17 protein-coding genes are annotated in these 19,830 nt (G+C 36.6%); 12 read left to right on the top strand and 5 right to left on the bottom strand.

Features of this window, described 5'->3' with window-relative positions:
* Nucleotide 1: 1 nt before the first annotated feature.
* On the bottom strand, nucleotides 2–922 hold the full coding sequence (locus QNH29_RS10500; protein WP_283864720.1) for a hypothetical protein: 921 nt from the start codon (nucleotides 920–922) through the stop codon (nucleotides 2–4).
* Between the two features lie 264 nt (nucleotides 923–1,186).
* On the bottom strand, nucleotides 1,187–2,158 hold the full coding sequence (locus QNH29_RS10505; protein WP_283864721.1) for a bile acid:sodium symporter family protein: 972 nt from the start codon (nucleotides 2,156–2,158) through the stop codon (nucleotides 1,187–1,189).
* Between the two features lie 555 nt (nucleotides 2,159–2,713).
* Between QNH29_RS10505 and QNH29_RS10510 the strand changes: the two genes are divergently transcribed.
* Nucleotides 2,714–2,914 carry a hypothetical protein gene (locus QNH29_RS10510; RefSeq protein ID WP_283864722.1) on the top strand — a complete coding sequence of 67 codons (201 nt, stop codon included), beginning with the start codon at nucleotides 2,714–2,716 and terminating at the stop codon, nucleotides 2,912–2,914.
* Between the two features lie 347 nt (nucleotides 2,915–3,261).
* Nucleotides 3,262–5,274, top strand: coding sequence for a glycoside hydrolase family 43 protein (locus QNH29_RS10515; protein ID WP_283864723.1), 2,013 nt, complete (start codon nucleotides 3,262–3,264; stop codon nucleotides 5,272–5,274).
* Nucleotides 5,275–5,854: 580 nt separating this feature from the next.
* Here QNH29_RS10515 and QNH29_RS10520 read toward each other — a convergent pair.
* Both QNH29_RS10520 and QNH29_RS10525 read right to left on the bottom strand, forming a co-directional pair.
* A complete protein-coding gene (locus tag QNH29_RS10520) occupies nucleotides 5,855–7,018 on the bottom strand; it encodes a serine hydrolase domain-containing protein (protein WP_283864724.1) in 1,164 nt (387 codons plus the stop codon).
* An 85-nt stretch (nucleotides 7,019–7,103) separates the two neighbouring features.
* Nucleotides 7,104–8,381, bottom strand: coding sequence for an endo-1,4-beta-xylanase (locus tag QNH29_RS10525; protein ID WP_283864725.1), 1,278 nt, complete (start codon nucleotides 8,379–8,381; stop codon nucleotides 7,104–7,106).
* Nucleotides 8,382–8,713: 332 nt separating this feature from the next.
* Here QNH29_RS10525 and QNH29_RS10530 point away from each other — a divergent pair, with 332 nt between their 5' ends.
* Complete coding sequence (locus QNH29_RS10530; protein WP_283864726.1) at nucleotides 8,714–8,875, top strand: hypothetical protein; 162 nt, start codon at nucleotides 8,714–8,716, stop codon at nucleotides 8,873–8,875.
* Nucleotides 8,876–9,070: 195 nt separating this feature from the next.
* On the opposite strand, the gene QNH29_RS10535 is transcribed toward QNH29_RS10530, so the two are convergent.
* A complete protein-coding gene (locus QNH29_RS10535; RefSeq protein WP_283864727.1) occupies nucleotides 9,071–9,940 on the bottom strand; it encodes an SDR family oxidoreductase in 870 nt (289 codons plus the stop codon).
* Nucleotides 9,941–10,426: 486 nt separating this feature from the next.
* On the opposite strand from QNH29_RS10535, the gene QNH29_RS10540 reads away from it, so the two are divergent.
* The 9 genes from QNH29_RS10540 to QNH29_RS10580 all read left to right on the top strand — a co-directional run bounded on the left by QNH29_RS10540 (nucleotide 10,427) and on the right by QNH29_RS10580 (nucleotide 19,746).
* Entirely contained in the window at nucleotides 10,427–10,618 is a 192-nt protein-coding gene (locus tag QNH29_RS10540) for a hypothetical protein (RefSeq protein WP_283864728.1), read from the top strand.
* Nucleotides 10,619–10,774: 156 nt separating this feature from the next.
* Nucleotides 10,775–11,395, top strand: a complete 621-nt coding sequence (locus tag QNH29_RS10545; RefSeq protein WP_283864729.1) for a class I SAM-dependent methyltransferase — start codon at nucleotides 10,775–10,777, stop codon at nucleotides 11,393–11,395.
* A gap of 230 nt (nucleotides 11,396–11,625) precedes the next feature.
* On the top strand, nucleotides 11,626–12,093 hold the full coding sequence (locus QNH29_RS10550; RefSeq protein ID WP_283864730.1) for a hypothetical protein: 468 nt from the start codon (nucleotides 11,626–11,628) through the stop codon (nucleotides 12,091–12,093).
* Between the two features lies 1 nt (nucleotide 12,094).
* Entirely contained in the window at nucleotides 12,095–12,589 is a 495-nt protein-coding gene (locus QNH29_RS10555; protein WP_283864731.1) for a hypothetical protein, read from the top strand.
* A gap of 154 nt (nucleotides 12,590–12,743) precedes the next feature.
* On the top strand, nucleotides 12,744–14,510 hold the full coding sequence (locus tag QNH29_RS10560) for a sigma-54-dependent Fis family transcriptional regulator (protein ID WP_283864732.1): 1,767 nt from the start codon (nucleotides 12,744–12,746) through the stop codon (nucleotides 14,508–14,510).
* A 212-nt stretch (nucleotides 14,511–14,722) separates the two neighbouring features.
* Nucleotides 14,723–15,700 (top strand): 2-keto-3-deoxygluconate permease, encoded by a 978-nt coding sequence (locus QNH29_RS10565; RefSeq protein ID WP_283864733.1) that lies wholly within the window; start codon nucleotides 14,723–14,725, stop codon nucleotides 15,698–15,700.
* 107 nt (nucleotides 15,701–15,807) lie between these two features.
* A complete protein-coding gene (locus tag QNH29_RS10570) occupies nucleotides 15,808–17,097 on the top strand; it encodes a four-carbon acid sugar kinase family protein (protein ID WP_283864734.1) in 1,290 nt (429 codons plus the stop codon).
* The gene (pdxA, locus tag QNH29_RS10575; RefSeq protein WP_283864735.1) at nucleotides 17,098–18,093 is read left to right on the top strand and encodes a 4-hydroxythreonine-4-phosphate dehydrogenase PdxA; all 996 of its coding nucleotides are present in this window, start codon (nucleotides 17,098–17,100) and stop codon (nucleotides 18,091–18,093) included.
* Nucleotides 18,094–18,501: 408 nt separating this feature from the next.
* The gene (locus tag QNH29_RS10580) at nucleotides 18,502–19,746 is read left to right on the top strand and encodes an endo-1,4-beta-xylanase (RefSeq protein ID WP_283864736.1); all 1,245 of its coding nucleotides are present in this window, start codon (nucleotides 18,502–18,504) and stop codon (nucleotides 19,744–19,746) included.
* Nucleotides 19,747–19,830 lie beyond the last annotated feature (84 nt).

Here is a 19,830-nt window from a genome sequence, read left to right on the forward strand (position 1 = left end):
GCTACTCTCCTTTATTTAAATAGGATTGAAGTTCTCTCTTTGGACCAGAAATCTGTTTTTTTCGATTGATATTTTCTAGATTAACAGGGAGATAGGGAAATAGTTTTTTTAGCTTGGCCAATCTTTGTTCTGCCTCAAACTGGTCAATAGAGTGATCGTTGATTAAGTTGAAAAGTTGTTTGTTTACCTCAAGTTTGAAGGCTTGATTTTGGCTAAACTCCGATTCCACTAACCGCTTTGCCATTTCATTCTTTTCTCCAAGCTTTCCAGCAGTGATAAAATCTCCTGCTTGAAGAGCATCTTTAATCGAGATAGAAATCCGGCGCGCTTCCTGCAAGTCCAGAGCCTCTTGATAGGCAGATAGTTCAGCGTTCCGGTCTAAATCAGCGATTGCCTCATCATGGCGTTGGTCCCGAATACCTTGCCGGATCAAAACACGAACATTTCGAACAACAATTCCAGCCTCTCTTAATACCTTGACTAATGGCGAGGTTTGAAAAAATTCTTCAATATGCCGGGCAAACCTAAGCTCTTCTTCAATAGGATAAAATCTTGCTTCCGACTCCACCCAGAAGGGCAAATTATTATTTATAATGTCGCCAAATTCTCCTGCATTTTGTTGAACTAACCGTTCGGGGTGTTCAACGGCAATGTCGATAAATAGATTGACAGAAAACCTTCTTCCTCTTGTTGCCGAAGGAACTTCCTCTTTGTATGTGATGGTATGCTGCTGCATATTGACTGTATAAACCCTTTTATATTTGCCAATCCGTAATTCACTGCGTGACAAACGCTCTCCATTTTTAACTGCACAGTATTCATTGTGATTATTAACATAAACAAAGGCATAAGTCATCGACGACGCAGGCGGCTTTTCCAAAAAACTAAATTTCACATCTTTAACATCTTCAATAAATTGCATTAGGTTTTTTTCCTCCTGGTTTACTATTTTAATTGAGAGATCACTTACCCTTGTCTACAATCTATGCAGACAACCGGAAGAAAAGCCCCATATCTTTGCAGAAATTGGAGAAAAGGGAGCTGAAATAATATGATTTCATTGGTTGTGGGGAAAATTTGAGGTTGTTTTTGGACAAACAAAAGTTATGCCAAATAATAAAGAATGGGAATACAAAAAAAACACCTTCATGTGGACGTTGATTTCCAACAATGAAGGTGCAGTTATCTAGTTTGTTAATTGTGAATTTTTTGAATCCGTATCAAGCGACTTATTGTTACCCATCCGATTAAATAGGGTCGCTAATATTGGTCCAGAAATATTGTGCCAAACACTAAAAATTGCACTTGGTACAGCAGATAATGGTGAGAAATGTGCAGAAGCAATAGCAGCACCTAAGCCGGAGTTTTGCATCCCAACTTCAATGGCAACTGCTTTTTTCTTTGATAAATCCATCTTGAATAACTTTCCAAAGAGAAAGCCCACTAAATAACCAAGGACATTATGAAGGATAACAACAGCAAAAATGATTAACCCCGTTTTAGCAATATTTTGTTGGTTAACAGATACTACTGCGGCTACAATCGCAACGATTCCTATAATGGATACAAGCGGAAGTACTTTTACACTTGCCAGTGCTTGACGATTAAATAACTTTTTAATAATTACCCCTAGGACGATCGGTACAATCACAATTTTGACAATGGAAACAAATAAGCTAGCTGGATCTACAGGAATCCATTCGCTTGCAAGTAATAAAATAAGGGCTGGTGTTACCACAGGTGCTAGCAGTGTTGTCACTGAGGTAATGGTAACACTTAGTGGAACATCACCTTTCGCCAAGAAAGTCATAACATTCGATGAAGTCCCGCCCGGACAGCAGCCGACTAAAATAACTCCTACAGCAATTTCAGGTGGTAATTGTAATCCTTTTGCAAGTAAAAAAGCAAGAACAGGCATGATTAAAAATTGACCAATAACTCCAATCGCTACATCCTTTGGACGTCTGAAAACTTCTTTAAAATCTCCTGCAGACAATGTTAGTCCCATTCCAAACATAATGATTCCTAATAGGAGGGAAATATGTGGTGCGATCCACGTAAATGCTGATGGCCAAAAAAACGAAAGGGCAGCAAATAATAGTACCCAAACGGCAAAAGTACTGCCGGCTAATTGGCTTACTTTCTCTAAAACTTTCATTTTTTACACCTCTGACTTGAATTTTTGTAATGAAAAGAATTATAGAGTAGTTTTTGAATAAAAACAATAGTTAGAATATTAAATTATCAAAAAAACAAGGAGATAAATATATACGTTTAAACAAGATTGGTGTCTACACCGGTGAGTAATCAGTATGAGAAGAAGATAGGGTTAAGAAAATTTTTTGCTTGCGCATTTGTAGTATAACTGCGGATTTATCATTAATTTATGATGATAGTCCAATCTATCCTTGCGTTTTGAAATAACATAGGAGGAATTAGACTTAGAAATTAGGGTTGGTGGTAAAAAAATTGAGGATCCGGATATGGCGATGGATATGGCGGTTATGGGTTCGGTTGCTTTTATGGCGATAATGCAATAAAGTTTGTAAGTCACATATTGTGCATTTTATTGTATAAGCTGATTCATTTCACTGGGGTTCGGTTTGTTTTTGATTATTTGAGCCCAGGAGATTTTTTAAAAAATTTACAAGGATTTTATTAATTTTTAGCCAATTCTATACGTAAATAATAGAAACAGGAGAGGAAGTGGAGTATGAGATATCAACGAACGTTTTTTATGATTAATGATTTGGTCATCGAAGTCAAAAAGCCTGAAATAACGTTAAAAAAAGTCATAGTAGCCAAAATTAAAATAGAAAATGAAGAATATAGAATGCTCCGAAAAAAATTCAATGAAGATTTATTTCATATAGAGAAAAAGCCTGATGGGTGGTACATAACAGAAAAAGAGTAAGAACAAGCGTAACGGAGTAGAGAAAATATGAATATAGTTGGAGGAGAGCAGTCACATGACTGTTCTCTTTCTTTTTAATTGAGCTTAAAGTATGTTGAATCGTCACGTTATCCTTACCAATATATGACCACTTGCGACTTGTCGATTAGGATTACGTAATTCGCAATCATAAAAAAACACAATTTTTTTAAAATATCCTTACTTTTCTTATTAGATTCTTTACTTATTTCAAAATATTCTCTAATATTTTCAATATATTTTCTAATTTCATTCAATTGGAAGCGTTTTATACTTTTAAAAGTATTCAAGCTTTTCTATTAATTTTTGACGGAGGGAGATTTTTAAAAATGTATAAGAAATTGTTAGCCCTTACTGCGGCTTCTTCCATGCTATTAAATTTCGTACCAAGTAATGGGTCGATTGCTTCGGCGCAACAAAATGAAAGTACACTAGATTATATGATGGCAAGTACAAATCCAGCGACCAAAACCATAAAAGCTGTGTTGGATGATGTCCCTGAAGTAATTGGGGCGCCAAATATTGAGCTAGAAGTTCAAGTGAAACTAGATGAACTAGCAAAAGGAAAGTACACTTCTTTAAATGCGTCTTTCAATATTCCTGATAGCCTTACTGTAACTGGGGTTGAGTTCAATTCGAAGAATATTATAGGAGCCAGTTCTTATACGTATTCAAAGGACAATTTAAAGCTTCATGTTAAGGGCGGGAACGTAAGTTTTGCGCATAAAGGTTCAGATTTATTCGCAAAGATCAAACTAAAAGTAAAAGATTTTGTGACATCCGACCAGACCGATGTTATCCGGACAAATTCTATTCAGGCCGAGAGTAGTGATGGCGAGGATATTGTCTATTCCGTAGATAAAGCAGTGGCCTACATTGGGTTGAAACAATTGGATACAGGTGCGATTGCAAAAATTCCTGGTTATGCCAATTCGCTAATGAGCCATAAATTTGGTGCTGATCCACATGCGATGGTCTATGATGGCAGAGTTTATATTTATATGACAAACGATGAGTTCGAATATGATGCAAACGGCAATTTAAAAGATAATTCCTATAGCAAAATCAATACGGTTAATGTCATCTCTTCTGATGATATGATGAACTGGACGGACCACGGTGCGATTCCTGTTGCTGGTCCTAATGGTGCGGCAAAGTGGGCAACCCAATCATGGGCTGTATCTGTTGAACATAAGGAGATTGATGGAAAAGATAAATTCTTCCTCTATTTTTCAAATAACGCGTCAGGCATTGGTGTACTTACATCCGATAGCCCGATTGGACCTTGGACAGATCCGCTTGGAAAACCGTTAATCGGCCGGAATGACCCTGCAGCTCAGGGTGTAACCTGGCTGTTTGACCCTGCAGGCTTTGTCGATGATGATGGTCAAGCATTTCTGTACTATGGTGGAGGAGTACCTGGTAACCCGCCTACTCAGGAGCAAGCCGAACACCCGGCAACTGCGAGAGTCATTAAGCTAAGTGATGACATGATCCATACCGTGGGGGAACCTCAAGTCATTGATGCCCCATTCTTGTTCGAAGCTTCTGGAATGCACAAGAAAAATGGCAAGTACTATTACTCATATAGTACAAACTTCTCTGGTGTGCGGCAGGGTGATGATCCGGGGACTGGCGAAATTGCGTATATGACCAGTGATTCACCAATGGGACCTTGGACGTATGAGGGTACAGCACTTAGGAATCCATGGGTTTTCTTCGGTGTCGGAGGAAATAACCATCAAGATTTCTTCGAGTTTAAAGGTGAATCGTATATCACTTACCATGCCCAAACGGTAGCAAAAGCCATGAACCAAGCCAAAGGTTATCGTTCCCCTCATATTAATAAGGTCGAATATGATGAAAATGGCAAGATTAAAGATGTCAAAGCAGATATGAAAGGTGTATCCCAGGTGGCCAACCTTGACCCGTATAAGCGGAATGAGGCTGAAACAATCGGATGGAATGCAGGTATTAAAACCGAAAAGTCCCAAGCGCCTGGCAGCATGGTTGAAAGCATTAACCTCAATGTAACCGATATCAATAATGGAGACTGGGTTGCTGTCTCTCAAGCGGATTTCGGAAAAAATGGAGCTGCTTCCTTTGAAGCAAATATTGCCTCAACTGTCGGCGGTGAAATTGAAATTCGTGTAGACAGCCCAGTTGGTGAAGTGATTGGAGCGCTCGAGGTTACCCCGACTGGAGGAGACCAGGGATGGCGATTGATGAAGACAGAGGTCAAGAAGGTTAGCGGCATACACAATATCTTCTTCATCTTTAAAGGAGAAGGAGAAAACAACTTATTTAATATGGATTATTGGAAATTCACGGAGAGAGATTAATCTTAAAAAAACGGGCTTCCGACTTTCGTTGGAGGCCCGTTCTTTGAATTTAATTTGGTTCGGAAGTCTTATTTCTTGTTTAAACTTAATAAACTTTTACTTTATATATTAATAGGTTTTGTGTCCAGCTCTAATAAGTCATTACAATCTCCATAGATTTTCTCAGTTGAAGAGGGAGATTCGTGCTCGAGTAAGCGTGAAAATTCAAGTAGCGGTAACGAAAGAGGTAGATTCGTGCTCGAGGAGTCGAAAGGTTCAGGGAGGGGAAACAAAAGAGGGAGATTCGTGCCCGATAAACCGAAAAAATTAAGGTGGCGGTAACGAATAGAGACTCATGCTAGAGCAGCGGGAAACTTAGTAGCTCAAAAAAACAGGAATAGGAAGGCCAGCCTTCCCCATTTAAAGAGAAGGCCGCAGTACTTTTGTTCCTACAGTTAAAGATCACGGATGAGTTTTTTGCACCAGAATCTTAGAAAAAATCTCCTGCATCACTATTTTTATTGAAATAGCAATTGCTTGGACCAATGCTGATTTCGATATTCATTTTGATTACTTGGTTATCCTTTATATCAACCATGTCTTATAGAGAACTATAAATAACCGACCGAAGTCGTGGATGATGGTATGCCTCAAAGTTAGGCAGCATTTGCTGCATATACACAGCAGAAACCTTTTCTTTTGGGTCTATTAATACCCAAGTGCCCGCTAATCCACACCAGCCGAATTCTCCAATTGAACTGTTACTGCCAGCTAGAAGCGGATCAATCATGACTCGGACACCCAATCCATAACCATAGCCCTTGAGAAAATCCCAGTTATAGTGCTGCGCCACGTCTGGCTGTAAATGATTGGTGGCCATTAGTTCAATCGTTTTTCTTCCTAAAATTTTGACACCGTTAAGCTCGCCTCCGTTTGCCAGCATATGGGCAAATCGGCTATAGTCACCTAACGTAGACAGCAATCCTCCGCCACCACTTTCAAACTTGGATTCTGGCTGATAATATCCATCCATTAAAGAATTTTTGGATAACTCCCCATTTTCACTGCGATTGTAAAGGGTGCAAAGACGGTCTTTTTTCTCCTCGGGAATCTTGAAAAATGTGTCTTTCATTTCCAAAGGATCAAATATTTCATCTTTTAAAAATTGTCCAAAGGATTTACCTGACACGACTTCAATCAGTGTTCCCAAGACGTCATGGCTATAACCATATTGCCATTGTGTTCCCGGTTCAAAGGCCAGTGGAATCTTGCTGAGTATTTTGGAGAGGGTTCTGACATCTAAATTTTCGGCACCGTTGTCGTTATTAAAGTTAGTGAGCGCCAGTTTAACCTGACGTTCTGTTTCATTTCCATCCCCTCCATAGGTTAATCCGGAGGTCATCATGAAGAGATCTTTGATCTTGATTGATTCGGTAGCAGGTAAAATCGATAAATCTCCGTTTTTATTTCTATGGTAAACTTTTAGTTCTTTGAATTCCGGAAGATAGTCTTCAAGAGGATCATTCAGCAAAAACAATCCCCGTTCATATAAAATAAGGGCAGCAACACACGTTACCACTTTGGTGTTTGAGTAAATTCTATAAATCGTATCCGGTAAAATTGGTGTTTCAGTTTCAATGTCGGCGTACCCAATGTAATCTTCAAATACTGTTTTTCCTTGATGGGTAACGAAACAGGCACATCCAGCAGGACCTTTTTCGACAAAGTTTTTTAATAAAGGATGCAGTTTTTCAAAAGATTTCAAATCGCTTTCCCTCCTTATGAAGCATTCACTTACAGAAAAGTAGATACTTCCATTTAACACTTTCAGCTGAAGATTGGCCTGGAATTTACAGTAGTACACCTGTCTTGGCTAGTTTGACTATCTGCATTGTTTCATCGTCATTTTCTAATTTGAAACTAACATTCTTATTTTCACAAACAAGATCATAGTCACCAAGGAATCCTTCAAATGAAACCATTCCTTTATCATCAGTTTTGGAGGTCACATTGGTATTCCAGTCACCTTTGATCAATTTCTGTAATACTTTATAAGATGGTTTTAAGCTATTATCCTTTCGAATAAATCCGCTGGGAGCACCAATCCATGCACCATCATCACTGAACTGCCAGGATGAAATGGCTTCTACCAGAGGATGTTTAAATAGAATAGAATACATTTCTTCTACTTCTTTTGCCTGGCGTTCTTCGTCCTCTGGTGTAGACGGCCAATCTGGAATCTGATAATCATTCAGATCGTTAATTTCTGGAGGCATAAGATGCCCGGATAACAATGAGTTTTCTGTAAAATGAATAGGAAGACCAAAGTGGGAGAAACGGTCCAATACTTCTTCCAATTTCTCACGTCCCCAATAACCCTGATGCTGATGGGACTGAATACCAATCGCATCAATTTGGACACCTGCATGTAAACATCCTTCTATTAAAATTTCATAGTTAATAGATGTATTAAAGTCATTTAATAATAGAGTCGCATTTGGATTGAATTCACGGGTTTTGGCAAACATTTCTTTTATCATGCCTACACGGCCAAGTTCTTTACAAATTCTTGTAATACCGTTGTCATATTTATCATAGATTGGCATGATCACCACTTCATTAATTACATCCCACATATCGATTAATCCTTTGAAGTCAGATACTTCACGTTCAATTCTAGCAAACTGTGCTTTCAGGATTTCTTCATTGCCCATATTCAGAAGCCATGGAGCTGTTGCTGTATGCCAGACAAGAGGATGTCCTTTTACTTCTACGTTTCGCTTCTTTAACCATTGTGCAGCAGCCTTTAATTCTTTTGTCCGTGGTTTTCCTTTTTCAGGCTCAAATCCTCCCCAATAGTCAGGAAAAACTCCCCAATAGAAAGGCAGAGTTGCAAAGTTAAAAACATCTAGAAACTTATCCATTTTATCTTCCAAAAATGCAAGTCGCTCAGCTGGAACACTTTTATTTGCCACTTCAATGGTATCAAAAATACCACAGCCAAATAAAAACTTATGGTTAGTTTGTCTTAGTGAAACATCCTTTCCTTTAACAGGATTTCCTGATGCATCCACGAGTTTGATGGTTTTTCGTGCCAAACGGTGTTCAAATCCAATTGTTTGTCCCATGAAAAAAATTACCTCCATTTTCAACACTAATTCCAGAGTTTATTAAAAGAAAACGTTTTCGTATTCTTGTTTAAATATTACAAAACTTAATCTAATCAGTAAACTAACTCTCTTGTATATATTTAATTTTTTAAACTTTTCCTTTAAATATTAATAGATTTTGTGTCCAGCTCTAATAAATCATAACAATATCCATAGATTATCAGTTAAAGTGGGTATTCGTGCCCGAGGAAGCGAGAACATTGAAGCAGCGGTAACGAAAAAGTTAAATTCGTGCCCGAGAAGTCGAAAAAGATCAAGGCGCGGTAACGAAAGAGGGAGATTCGTGCCCGGTGGACCGAAAAAATGTAGAAAGCGGTAACGAAAGAGAGTTTCATGCCAGAGCAGTGGAAAATGAACTGTTACTGCCAGCTAAGCACTTTCAAACTTTGCTTCTGGCTATAGGAAAAGAAAATCATAGACATGGCAAGTTAGTAATTGATGTGTTAAAATGAACTTCCTTGGCAGGGGCTTTAAAGATTGTATAAAGGAAGCAGGGATGTATGTACCAAATTCCCTGCTTCTTTTATTTTGAAATTAATCAAAATTAGTGGATTTGACTAAAATTGTATCCTTTATTTTTAATGTGTTTAGGTTTATATGGTTTTATTAAATTAAGTGTTGGTTTTAGTACATAGCTTCTATATCCATTACCCATTAACGACTTGTCCACCATTAATATGCAGAATTTGTCCAGTTACATAGGATGAATCTGAATTTGATGCGAGGTAGACAAATGCAGGAGCTAATTCTTCCGGCTGTCCAGGGCGCTTCATCGGTGTATTCTGTCCAAATTCACTTACTTCTTCCGCGGTAAAAGTAGAAGGTATAAGTGGTGTCCAAATCGGTCCTGGAGCGACTCCATTTACCCTGATTCCTTTCTCAGCAAGCTGAAGGGCAAGAGACCTTGTAAAGCTAGTAATCGCACCTTTTGTAGAAGAATAGTCTAGCAGCTTTGGATGCCCTTTATAGGCAGTGATGGACGTTGTATTAATAATGGCACTTCCTTTTTTTAGGTGCGGCAGTGCGGATTTTGTTAAATGGAACATAGAAAAAACATTTGTCCGGAATGTTTTTTCCAGTTGTTCTGTACTGATTTCCATAATGCTTTCCTGAGGGTGCTGTTCAGCAGCGTTGTTCACAAGGATATCAAGGCCGCCAAGCTCATCTACAGTTTGCTGTACAGCTTGTTTACAGAAGGCTTCATCACCGATGTCTCCAGCAATTAATAAACATCTCCCGCCTTGCTCCTCAACCAGCTGTTTTGTTTCTTCTGCGTCATTGCTTTCATTTAAATAAATAATCGCAACATTTGCTCCTTCCTTTACGAAAGCTATTGCCACTGAACGTCCAATTCCACTGTCTCCTCCGGTAATGATTGCATTTTTTCCTTGCAGTTTGTTGCTTCCTTTGTAGTCCGGATTCTCGGTTTCTGGAAGTGGCTTCATATCCTTCTGAATTCCTGGCTGTTGGCTTTGTACTTGTTCAGGCAATTTGCTAGGGTATTGTTCATTGTTCATTGCAATATGACCTCCTATAAATTTTTGATGTTAATTCAGTACCCTTTGGAGGATGAGAATAAACCAATATTCCTTACTGATTTATCTTCTAATCTTTTGAAACCAGAAAAAAATGTAGAAATTTCAATTAAATTGGAAAACGAAAAATGTTAAATATTTCTAAGGAAAGGGAATGTTAAAATCAAATACAGCTCAATTGAATATTGTTGCGAGATTAGTTGTTTTATGGAACTGAACAATACTCTAATGGGGGAATGGAAATGAAAATCTTTAAACCGGAATGGCTTTCATTAAGTAAAGAAACCAAGCTGAAACTAATTCGTTTAGCGATATTGGAAAACAAAAGAAGGTGCTTATAACATCAGCCCGAGATAATTTATGGCCAAGATATTCTCGGAACGGAAGTAATGCGGAATTGAATAAGACGACATAAATAAGATGATTTCATCATATTTATCAGCAATGAGAGGTTAAAGAGGTGAAATCATGTTACGTAACGTTATCAGAAGATTCATCTTGTTTCTGATTGGAAGTTCGATTTTTGCTGCCTTTATCGGATATGCCCTGCATAAGGCTGGCCTCATATCATTTCAAGGTAATTCTCAATCCCAAAGAGCACTGAATATCAAAGAACGTAACCGAACTAGAAGAGTTGGTAGAATTCGAGTTACTACTTAATTAGAATAAGGTGTACTGTCACTATTCGAAATAATTACATTCGACAAGTGACAGGCACCTTTTTTTTCGGTTGATTTCAACCACTGTCTTAGAGGAAATGAATTAATTAGTATAGAAATAGTTATTAAGGAAAGTTTTCTCTAGGAGAGGAAAGAAATGAATAATTTTTGGAATAGAGTAATATATAAAATTTGGTCTCCTATGTATGACAGATTCTTTAACTCTGGTGTCTTTTTGAATGCACGAAGACAAATATTTCAGCAGATACCTTTTAATTGTGATCAAGTTGTTTTGTTTGTTGGTGTTGGCACAGGTGCTGATTTGGAGTTAATTAATACTTCGGATCTCAATATAACTGCCATTGATTTTTCACCTGATATGCTTAAGCGGGCAAAGAAAAAGTTTAACCATTCCTCTATTAAGTTCATAGAAATGGACGCTCAGAATATGCAGTTTAGAAATGAAACATTTGATATTGTCGTGGCAAGTCTTATTCTATCTGTAGTACCTGATCCAGATAAGTGTTTTGCAGAAATGACAAGGGTCTTAAAAAAAGAAGGTAAAATAATTATATTTGATAAATTTGTATATAAAGAACAAAAATTATCTTTACTCAAAAAACTTCTTAGACCACTTATAAAAGTATTAGGCACGGATATAGGATTGAATTTTGAAGAACTGTTCAGCCAAATGAATAAAGCTTTAACGGTGGATGAAGATAAAGAAATAATGTTAAATGGGATGTACAGAAAAATAGTAATGAGTAAACGAAGTTGATAAGAAGGATAATTACATAAAGTATCTTATAATACTTAAAGGGAAAAGCTGACAAGGTAAACAAATCGTTCACCTTGTCAGCTTTTTTCGCACTCTACAGTTCGTATGAAAGAGTAAATTCCGCTAAACCATGCTAAAATGTTAAATCTTTCTTCTTCTTACTTGCATAAATCCTTTTATTTTATCAAAGCCTAAATAAAGGTGATTAATAAAATAAAGGTGGACCTACGATGGTATTATCTATAATTGTCTATATAGCGTGGTTAGGTATTGCAGTGTTTTATGCTATGAAGAAGCCATTTTCAAAAATTGAAATATCTGCCATCATTTTATTCGTTTTTATTATTGATATTAACCGGAGCTGGATCACTAATGATGAACTGAAATATATTACATATTCCGAGGTTCCACTAAAGTATATTGCATATATTATTGATCGTACTTTTATTACTCCATTATTTATAGCAATTGGAATAAATAGTATTCCAAGAAACTCGACATTGTTAAAGAAAACTACAGCAATCCTTATTTCTTCCTTTGTTTTAATTTTAATTAGAATTGTGTTACTCAGTTTTAATGTTGTTCATTACCATCAATGGAATTTGATTTATGATTATCTATACTTTGTTTTACTATACTTGTTAGGATATTTTATTTTATATTGTTACAACTCATTTGTTCTAAAGGAGCTAAAATGAAATGATTTGGATCGACAACTTTAGCTTGAATGAGATATCACTAATCATCATGAATATTATCGCCTACTCCTTAATGAAGTTTTTACCAAAAAAACTTAGCAGGGAAGTAACTTTTATAAGTGTACTTGCAGGATTATCAACAGGAATGTTATTTGATTTTACGCTTGGTGGAGGCCCTGTAGATTTTTATAAACAAAATGATAGTAATCACTATGAATTATTTGATGTCTTCTATTATACATTATTTGCTCCGTTTGGTTATTTTTATATGTATTTTTATCATGTATTACGGATTAATAAAATAACATTTATCTTTTATGTAACTGTTTGGTCTCTTATTGGTTTAACCTTTCAATGGATAGCTAGCCTTCTGCATATCCTTACTTATCAAAATAACTATCAATTATCGTATTCTTTTCCTATTTTCTTACTGATTCAAACTTTGACGGGGATCTTTTACGTTTTCATTACTAGTAATAATAAAAAATTGGTCTAAAGATATATTCATTAAAGAATTGTCTTAAAGGTAAGGGAGGACAGTATTTGATACTGTTCTCCTTTTCCGTGTACAGGATACAAGGACCGAGTGGTAGTCAGTCATTTCTTTTTGTATAATGATTGTAGCAAACTGCAACAGAGGGGGTAATGTTTTGGCGATAAAAACTTTATTTATTGCACCATATAGAGGGCTAAAGGAATTAGCGACGGTCCTAGCTAAACAGCAAAATGACCTTGATATTGTGATAGAAGAAGCGGATTTAGGCGATGCAATTCCTGTAGTAAAGGAAAATGAAAATAAAGGCATACAATTCATTATTAGTCGCGGTGGGACAGCAAAGTTAATCAGTCAATTCACCAATATACCGGTCGTTGAAATTAAGTTATCTGGTTATGATATTTTAAGAACCTTAACGTTGATTAAAGATTATCAAATGAAGGTTCATATGATTGGTTTTCCTAATATATGTAATGATGTTTTATCCGTCGCCAATTTATTAACTATTGATATATCCTATACGGTTGTTCATCAAAAAGAAGAAGTAGCGAATGCTGTTAAGGAAGCTTGGAAGAATGGTGCTCAGCTTATCCTGGGTGATACGATTACCGTAAATACAGCTGAAAGTTTCGGTTTGCAGGGAATGATGATCACAACGGGCAAGGAATCAGTGCTGGAAGTTTTTGACCAAGTAAGACAGATGAATCGGGCCATGAAGCAATTAGAATCGGACTACTCTGTATATAAGAATTTCATTCATTCTATGAAGGATTGTGTTGTAATCTTTCAAGAAAGCGGCAAAATTGTTTTTGCTAATCAAGCATTTATTCAGAAACTTTATAAGAAAAATAAAGAAATCAATCAACTTTCGATATTTAGTCTGCCAGAAGATTTTCTCCCGTTAATCGATGAGTTATTGGCGATTAAAACCCCTTATTCGATGATTAATAAAAATATGGTACTAGATGGTGAGGGTTTACGTGTGACTGCTGGACGAATAGATCACGGTAAATATTACTATTTTAGAATTCATGAAAAAGATGTTGAGGGGAAAAAGAATATAGAAGTACATAAAGGCCGTATTCCCAAAACATCTCTTGCTCAATTAGTAACGACAAGCCCTATTATGAAAAATGTGTTAACAAAAGCAAGGACAGCGGCAGACACGAAGGATCCCCTTATCATTTGGGGGGCTAATGGTGTTGGTAAAAAGTTTCTCGCTTCCTCGATCCATTCTGAGAGTGAAAATCGTAATAGTCAATTTGTAGAACTTGTGATTCAAACTGATTCATCAACTGTCACCGAAGAAATTGGATTTGTACTTTCCACCCTTGAAAAAACAACTGTGTATGTACTAGGATTTGAACTTATTTCTAAAGAACGGCAAAAAGAGATGATGGAACTTATTACGAATAAACAAATAAGAGCTATCTTTTCTTTTTCATTCGATCCAGGTAAGAATACTAATTTATTCCAAAGGGAAATAATAAGTCTATTGAATGCAAACTCTATTTATATGCCAACCTTAAAAGAAAGAAACGAGGACTTAGGAGAGTTAATTCGGTTGTTCGTAAGTATTTTTAATGCTCAATTTGGAAAACAAGTGGTGGGGATTAAGGAAGAGGCACTAGAATATCTCAGAAATTTCTCATGGACAGAAAACGTTAAACAACTAAAGAGTTTGGTAAAGGATTTGGTCATTGCCTCAGAAGGGGATTATATTGATAGTCAGGTAATTAATAACGTATCTCTTGATGACTCAATGGTGAGAAAGGGATCTGAGATTGACCTAACCAAAACGTTAGAAGAAATTGAAAAAGAAGTGATCCTTAAAGTTCTCAAAGAAGAAAATATGAATCAAACCAAAGCTGCTAAGCGCTTGGGAATTAACCGTACGACCTTATGGAGGAAAATAAATTAACGTTGCAAATTGCAACGTTAATTTATTTTTATTATTTTTTTAAAAAAACTATTGCAATATTGAACATAAGTATCTATAATCACATTTGTAAGCGCATTACATTTAGAACAAAAAAGAACAGTGTTGCATTTTTGATCTATTTTATTTTTTATCATAGGAAAGAGCGTTTTCATTAGAATGTAAGCGCAAATAAAAACAAAGGGGATATTACAATGAAAATTAAACAAACGTTGGATAGAATTCCAGGCGGAATGATGGTAGTACCTTTATTGCTGGCTGCTACTATTAATACATTTGCTCCAAATCTACTTCGCATTGGTAATTTTACAGAGGCTTTATTTGTAAATGGAGCAGGGACGCTAATTGCACTTTTCTTGCTTTGTGCAGGGGCTCAAATAAATGTTCGAAATATCGGAGTATCAGTTAGTAAAGGTGCAACTCTTCTTTTTGTTAAATGGGTAGTGGGTGCGATTGTTGGTTTAGTAGCCTTTATGATGGCAGATGCAAATGGTTTATTCTTTGGATTAGTTCCAATGGCGATTATTGCAGCCATGACAAATAGTAATGGCGGCTTATACATGGCTTTAGTTGGTCAATATGGTAAGGCTGACGACAAAGCAGCTTATTCACTATTAGCACTAAATGATGGTCCTTTCTTAACAATGGTAGCATTGACGATTTTCGGTACAATGGGATTTATTGAAGGAATGTTCTCGGCAACGGCATTTATTTCTGTACTACTTCCAATCGTTGTAGGTTTTATTCTTGGTAATTTAGATGGTGAAATGAGAGAATTCTTTGCAAAAGGAAGCGACATGTTAATTCCGTTCTTTGCCTTCGCTTTAGGTATGGGAATTAACTTCCAAGCAATTATTACAGGTGGATTAGCTGGTATTGCCATTGGAATCATGACTGTTTTACTAACAGGTTCAGTATCATACTTCGTTTTCAAAACACTTAAATGGAACCCAATTGTAGGTGCTGCTGAAGGATCTACTGCAGGAAATGCGGTTGCTACACCGGCTGCTATTGCAGCGGCAAGCCCGGCATTTGCGGCGAACGTTGAATTAGCGACAGTTCAGGTTGCTGCTAGTGTAGTAACGACTGCTATTCTTTTACCGCTGTTTGTTGCTTTTCTTGTGAAACGTTTAGAGAAAAAGGGTAAAACTGCATCAACTAATTTCCAATAAATAAATTAGAGGAACCATTCAATTTTCTGAATGGCTTTCTCTATTATTGTAATCTATTAAAATATAGAATAATTGTAGTTTTCTATAGACAGTAAGGAGTGCAAACAATGAAATTAGCCATTATTGCAGATGATTTAACGGGAGCTAACGACAGTGGAGTACAGCTAGCGAAGTTCGGTTTGAAAACATCTGTATTATTTGGACTAGATAAAAAAGCCGTTCATGATTCAGAAGCTGTCGTCTTTGATACGGATAGCCGTTCGATTGACAAAAATGAGGCGTACCATAAAGTTTTTGAAGTTATGCAATTTCTAAAAGAACAAGGTGTTAAAAATATTTATAAAAAAATTGACTCAACATTGAGAGGGAATTTGGGCAGCGAGATTGATGCTGTTTACGAAACAATAAAACCAGATTTTGTTTTCATCGTTCCAGGGTATCCTAAAAATGGGAGAACAGTAATAAATGGTCATCATTATTTAAATGGGATTCTTTTAAATGAAACTGAAATTGCCAATGATCCCAAAACTCCAGTTACAGAATCTCATATACCGACTCTATTAATGCAACAAACGAACCGAACTGTTGGTTTAATTGAGAAAGATGTTTTGCGAAATGGGAAAGTCAGCATTCTACAACAAGTCGAAGAATTTGCAAAAAAAGGTATTTCCTATATTGTTGTTGATTCAGAAACAGAAGAAGATTTGGAAATGATTTTAAGATATACAAAGGAAGTTAACTTTACTATCACTTGGGTAGGATCTGCCGGACTAGCTAATTATCTCCCTGCATATTACGAAATTGAAAAGACAGAGAGCCAATTGTCGATTCCATCCCATAATAAACCTATACTAACTGTGGTAGGCAGTGTAAATAAAAATTCCAGACACCAGTTAAGTGTTGTACTAAAGAAAGATGGTGTGACTGGAATTAAAGTGGAATCCTACAAAGCGGTTTCGTGTGAAGAGGAACGAACAGCGGAAATCACAAACGTGGTAAAGTCTGCCAGATCTGCAGTCAAAAATGGTCATGATGTTGTCATTTACACTACTGGCGAAACAAAAGATATAGAAAAAGCAAGAAAAACTGGGAAAGAAAATGGCTTTAATTATACAGAAACGAGTAATGAAATTGTCAAAATGATGGGTGAAATATGTGCTGCATTGATTGAGGATAAGCTATTTAAAGGGATAGTAATGACTGGCGGCGACACGGCAAAACAAGTATGTGAAATATGGGGCGTAAAAGGCTTTTATCTGCATGATGAATTAGAAATAGGTGTACCGATTTCAACATTTATCGGCATAGAAGACATCTTTGTCATTACAAAAGCTGGTGGTTTTGGGAAAGAAACGGTGTTTGTTCACGCAATTGATAAGTTAAAAGGAGTGCTTTAAATGAAACCAATTATCGGAATTACTATGGGAGATGCTGCAGGAATTGGGCCAGAAATAATTGTTAAATCGTTAATGGACAAGGATATTTATGATCAATGCCAACCGGTAGTGATTGGTGATGCGAAAATTTTAGAGCGAGTAAAACCAATTGTGAATGCTGATGTACAAATCAATGTGATTAATACTGTATCAGAAGCAAAAAACGAGTTTGGAATAATAGATGTCATTGATTTAGACTTACTTCCGGTTGATTTGCCATTCGGTCAAGTATCAGGTGATGCGGGAAATGCTGCTTATCAATACATTGCCAAAGCTGTAGCCTTAGCGAAGGAAAAAGAAATCAATGCCATCTGTACAGCTCCACTAAACAAAGAGGCTATGCATAAAGGTGGTCATCTGTATCCAGGTCACACGGAAATTTTGGCGAAATTGACGGACACAGAAGATTTTTCAATGATGCTGACAGCACCAAACTTAAAAGTAATCCATCTCACTACACATGTCGGTTTGATCAAAGCAATTGAAATGATTAATCCGGAGAGAACTTACAAGGTAATAAAATTAGCACATGATACATTATCAAGAGCGGGAATTAAAAACCCAAGTGTGGCTGTTTGTGGAATCAACCCACATGCCGGTGAAAATGGGCTTTTCGGTAATGGTGAGGAAGAAGAAAAACTAATTCCTGGAATCGAAAAGGCTAAAGCAGAAGGAATTAATGCTTCCGGACCGCACCCAGCAGACACTCTATTTTTCCGTGCGGCTCGTGGCGACTTTGATATTGTTGTGGCGTGTTATCATGATCAAGGTCACGCACCGATTAAAGTAATGGGGATAGAAGATGGTGTAAACATTACGGTAGGATTGAAAGGCGGGGTTATCCGTACATCCGTTGACCATGGCACTGCGTTTGATATTGCTGGAAAAAACATTGCTGATTCAAGGAGTATGAAAGCAGCTATAAAGTCAGCCATTGAACTTGCACCAAGAGATTAATCATAGAAAGATCCTTTCTTATATAAGAAGGGGTCTTTTTTTTGGGCAAGGCACTCAAACATAATTGGAGTTACTTAGAGATTTTGGATATACGTTGTAAGTTATATAGTACGTATATTTGTGGAACTGCTTTTTGTTTTTTAGGATAGTTAGTCTATTTGGTAAACAAACTTTTTTGTGATGATCGTGATACTCAAAAGGTAATAAAATCAACCGTGAAAATAGTCACCTTGTAAATGATGTGTACATTTTTGTATAGTGAATATACCTATTATGGAGTTGAAAACCTTTAATAGTAAAAGTAAGACCTTTACTTTGTTTGGTATATAGACAAAGTTATTTACGTTACAATAAATTCAGAAAAAGAAGAATACTCTTTTAAATCTATTAAAAAAGGGAGATTAAAACATGCTAAAAGTTTTACGTAAACCGATTATTTCTGGATTAGCTTTAGCTTTATTACTACCGGTTGGGTCAGCAGGTGCAGAAACTAATATTTCAAATAAGCCAAGTATTAGCGGATTAACAGCACCACAATTGGATCAAAGATACAAAGATTCTTTTACTATCGGAGCGGCAGTGGAACCCTCTCAATTGTTAGATTCAAAAGACTCACAAATGTTAAAGCGTCATTTTAATAGTATTGTAGCAGAGAATGTTATGAAGCCTAGCAGTTTACAGCCAGTAGAAGGAAATTTCAACTGGGAACCGGCAGATAAACTTGTTAAGTTTGCTAGAGAAAATGGAATGGACATGCGCGGCCATACCCTAGTCTGGCATAGCCAAGTACCAGATTGGTTCTTTCAAGATGAAAGTGGAAAACCAATGGTTGTTTGGCAGAATGGAAAGCAAGCGGTTGCTGATCCAGCAAATCTTGCGGCTAACAAAGAGCTTTTATTAAGCCGCTTAGAAAATCATGTTAAAACGGTCGTATCACGTTATAAAAATGATATTAAATCTTGGGATGTTGTCAATGAAGTAATCGATGAATGGGGCGGACGACAAGATGGTATGCGTCAATCTCCATGGTTCCTAATCACTGGAACGGACTATATTAAAGTTGCTTTTGAAACAGCTAGAAAATATGCTGCTCCAGACGCAAAGCTATATATCAATGATTACAATACAGAAGTAGAACCAAAAAGAACACACCTTTATAACCTAGTAAAAACTTTAAAAGGGCAAGGCGTTCCAATTGATGGTGTTGGGCATCAGTCTCACATCCAAATCGGCTGGCCTTCTGAAAAAGAAATTGAAGATACGATTAACATGTTTGCTGCTCTTGGATTAGATAACCAAATTACCGAGCTTGATGTTAGTATGTATGGCTGGCCGGTAAGGGCGTTTCCGACATATGAAGCAATTCCAGAACAAAAATTCATAGATCAAGCAGCTCGTTATGATCGTTTATTTAAGTTATACGAAAAACTTGGTGATAAAATCAGTAATGTGACTTTCTGGGGTATTGCAGATAACCATACATGGTTGAATGACCGTGCAGATGTTTACTATGATGCAGATGGAAATGTTGTAACACTGCCAACTGCACCATATGCTAAAATGGTAGCTAGATCAGGTAAAGACGCACCATTTGTATTTGATCCAGAATACAATGTAAAACCTGCTTATTGGGCAATTATCGACCACAAATAAGATAATAGAAAAATAAAAAAGCTAGCAAGGTTGACCAATCGTTGACCTTGTTAGCTTTTTTAAGTTCTTATGAAAGAGTATATT

This window comes from Neobacillus sp. DY30 (assembly GCF_030123065.1).
Classification (GTDB): Bacteria; Bacillota; Bacilli; order Bacillales; family Cytobacillaceae; genus Neobacillus.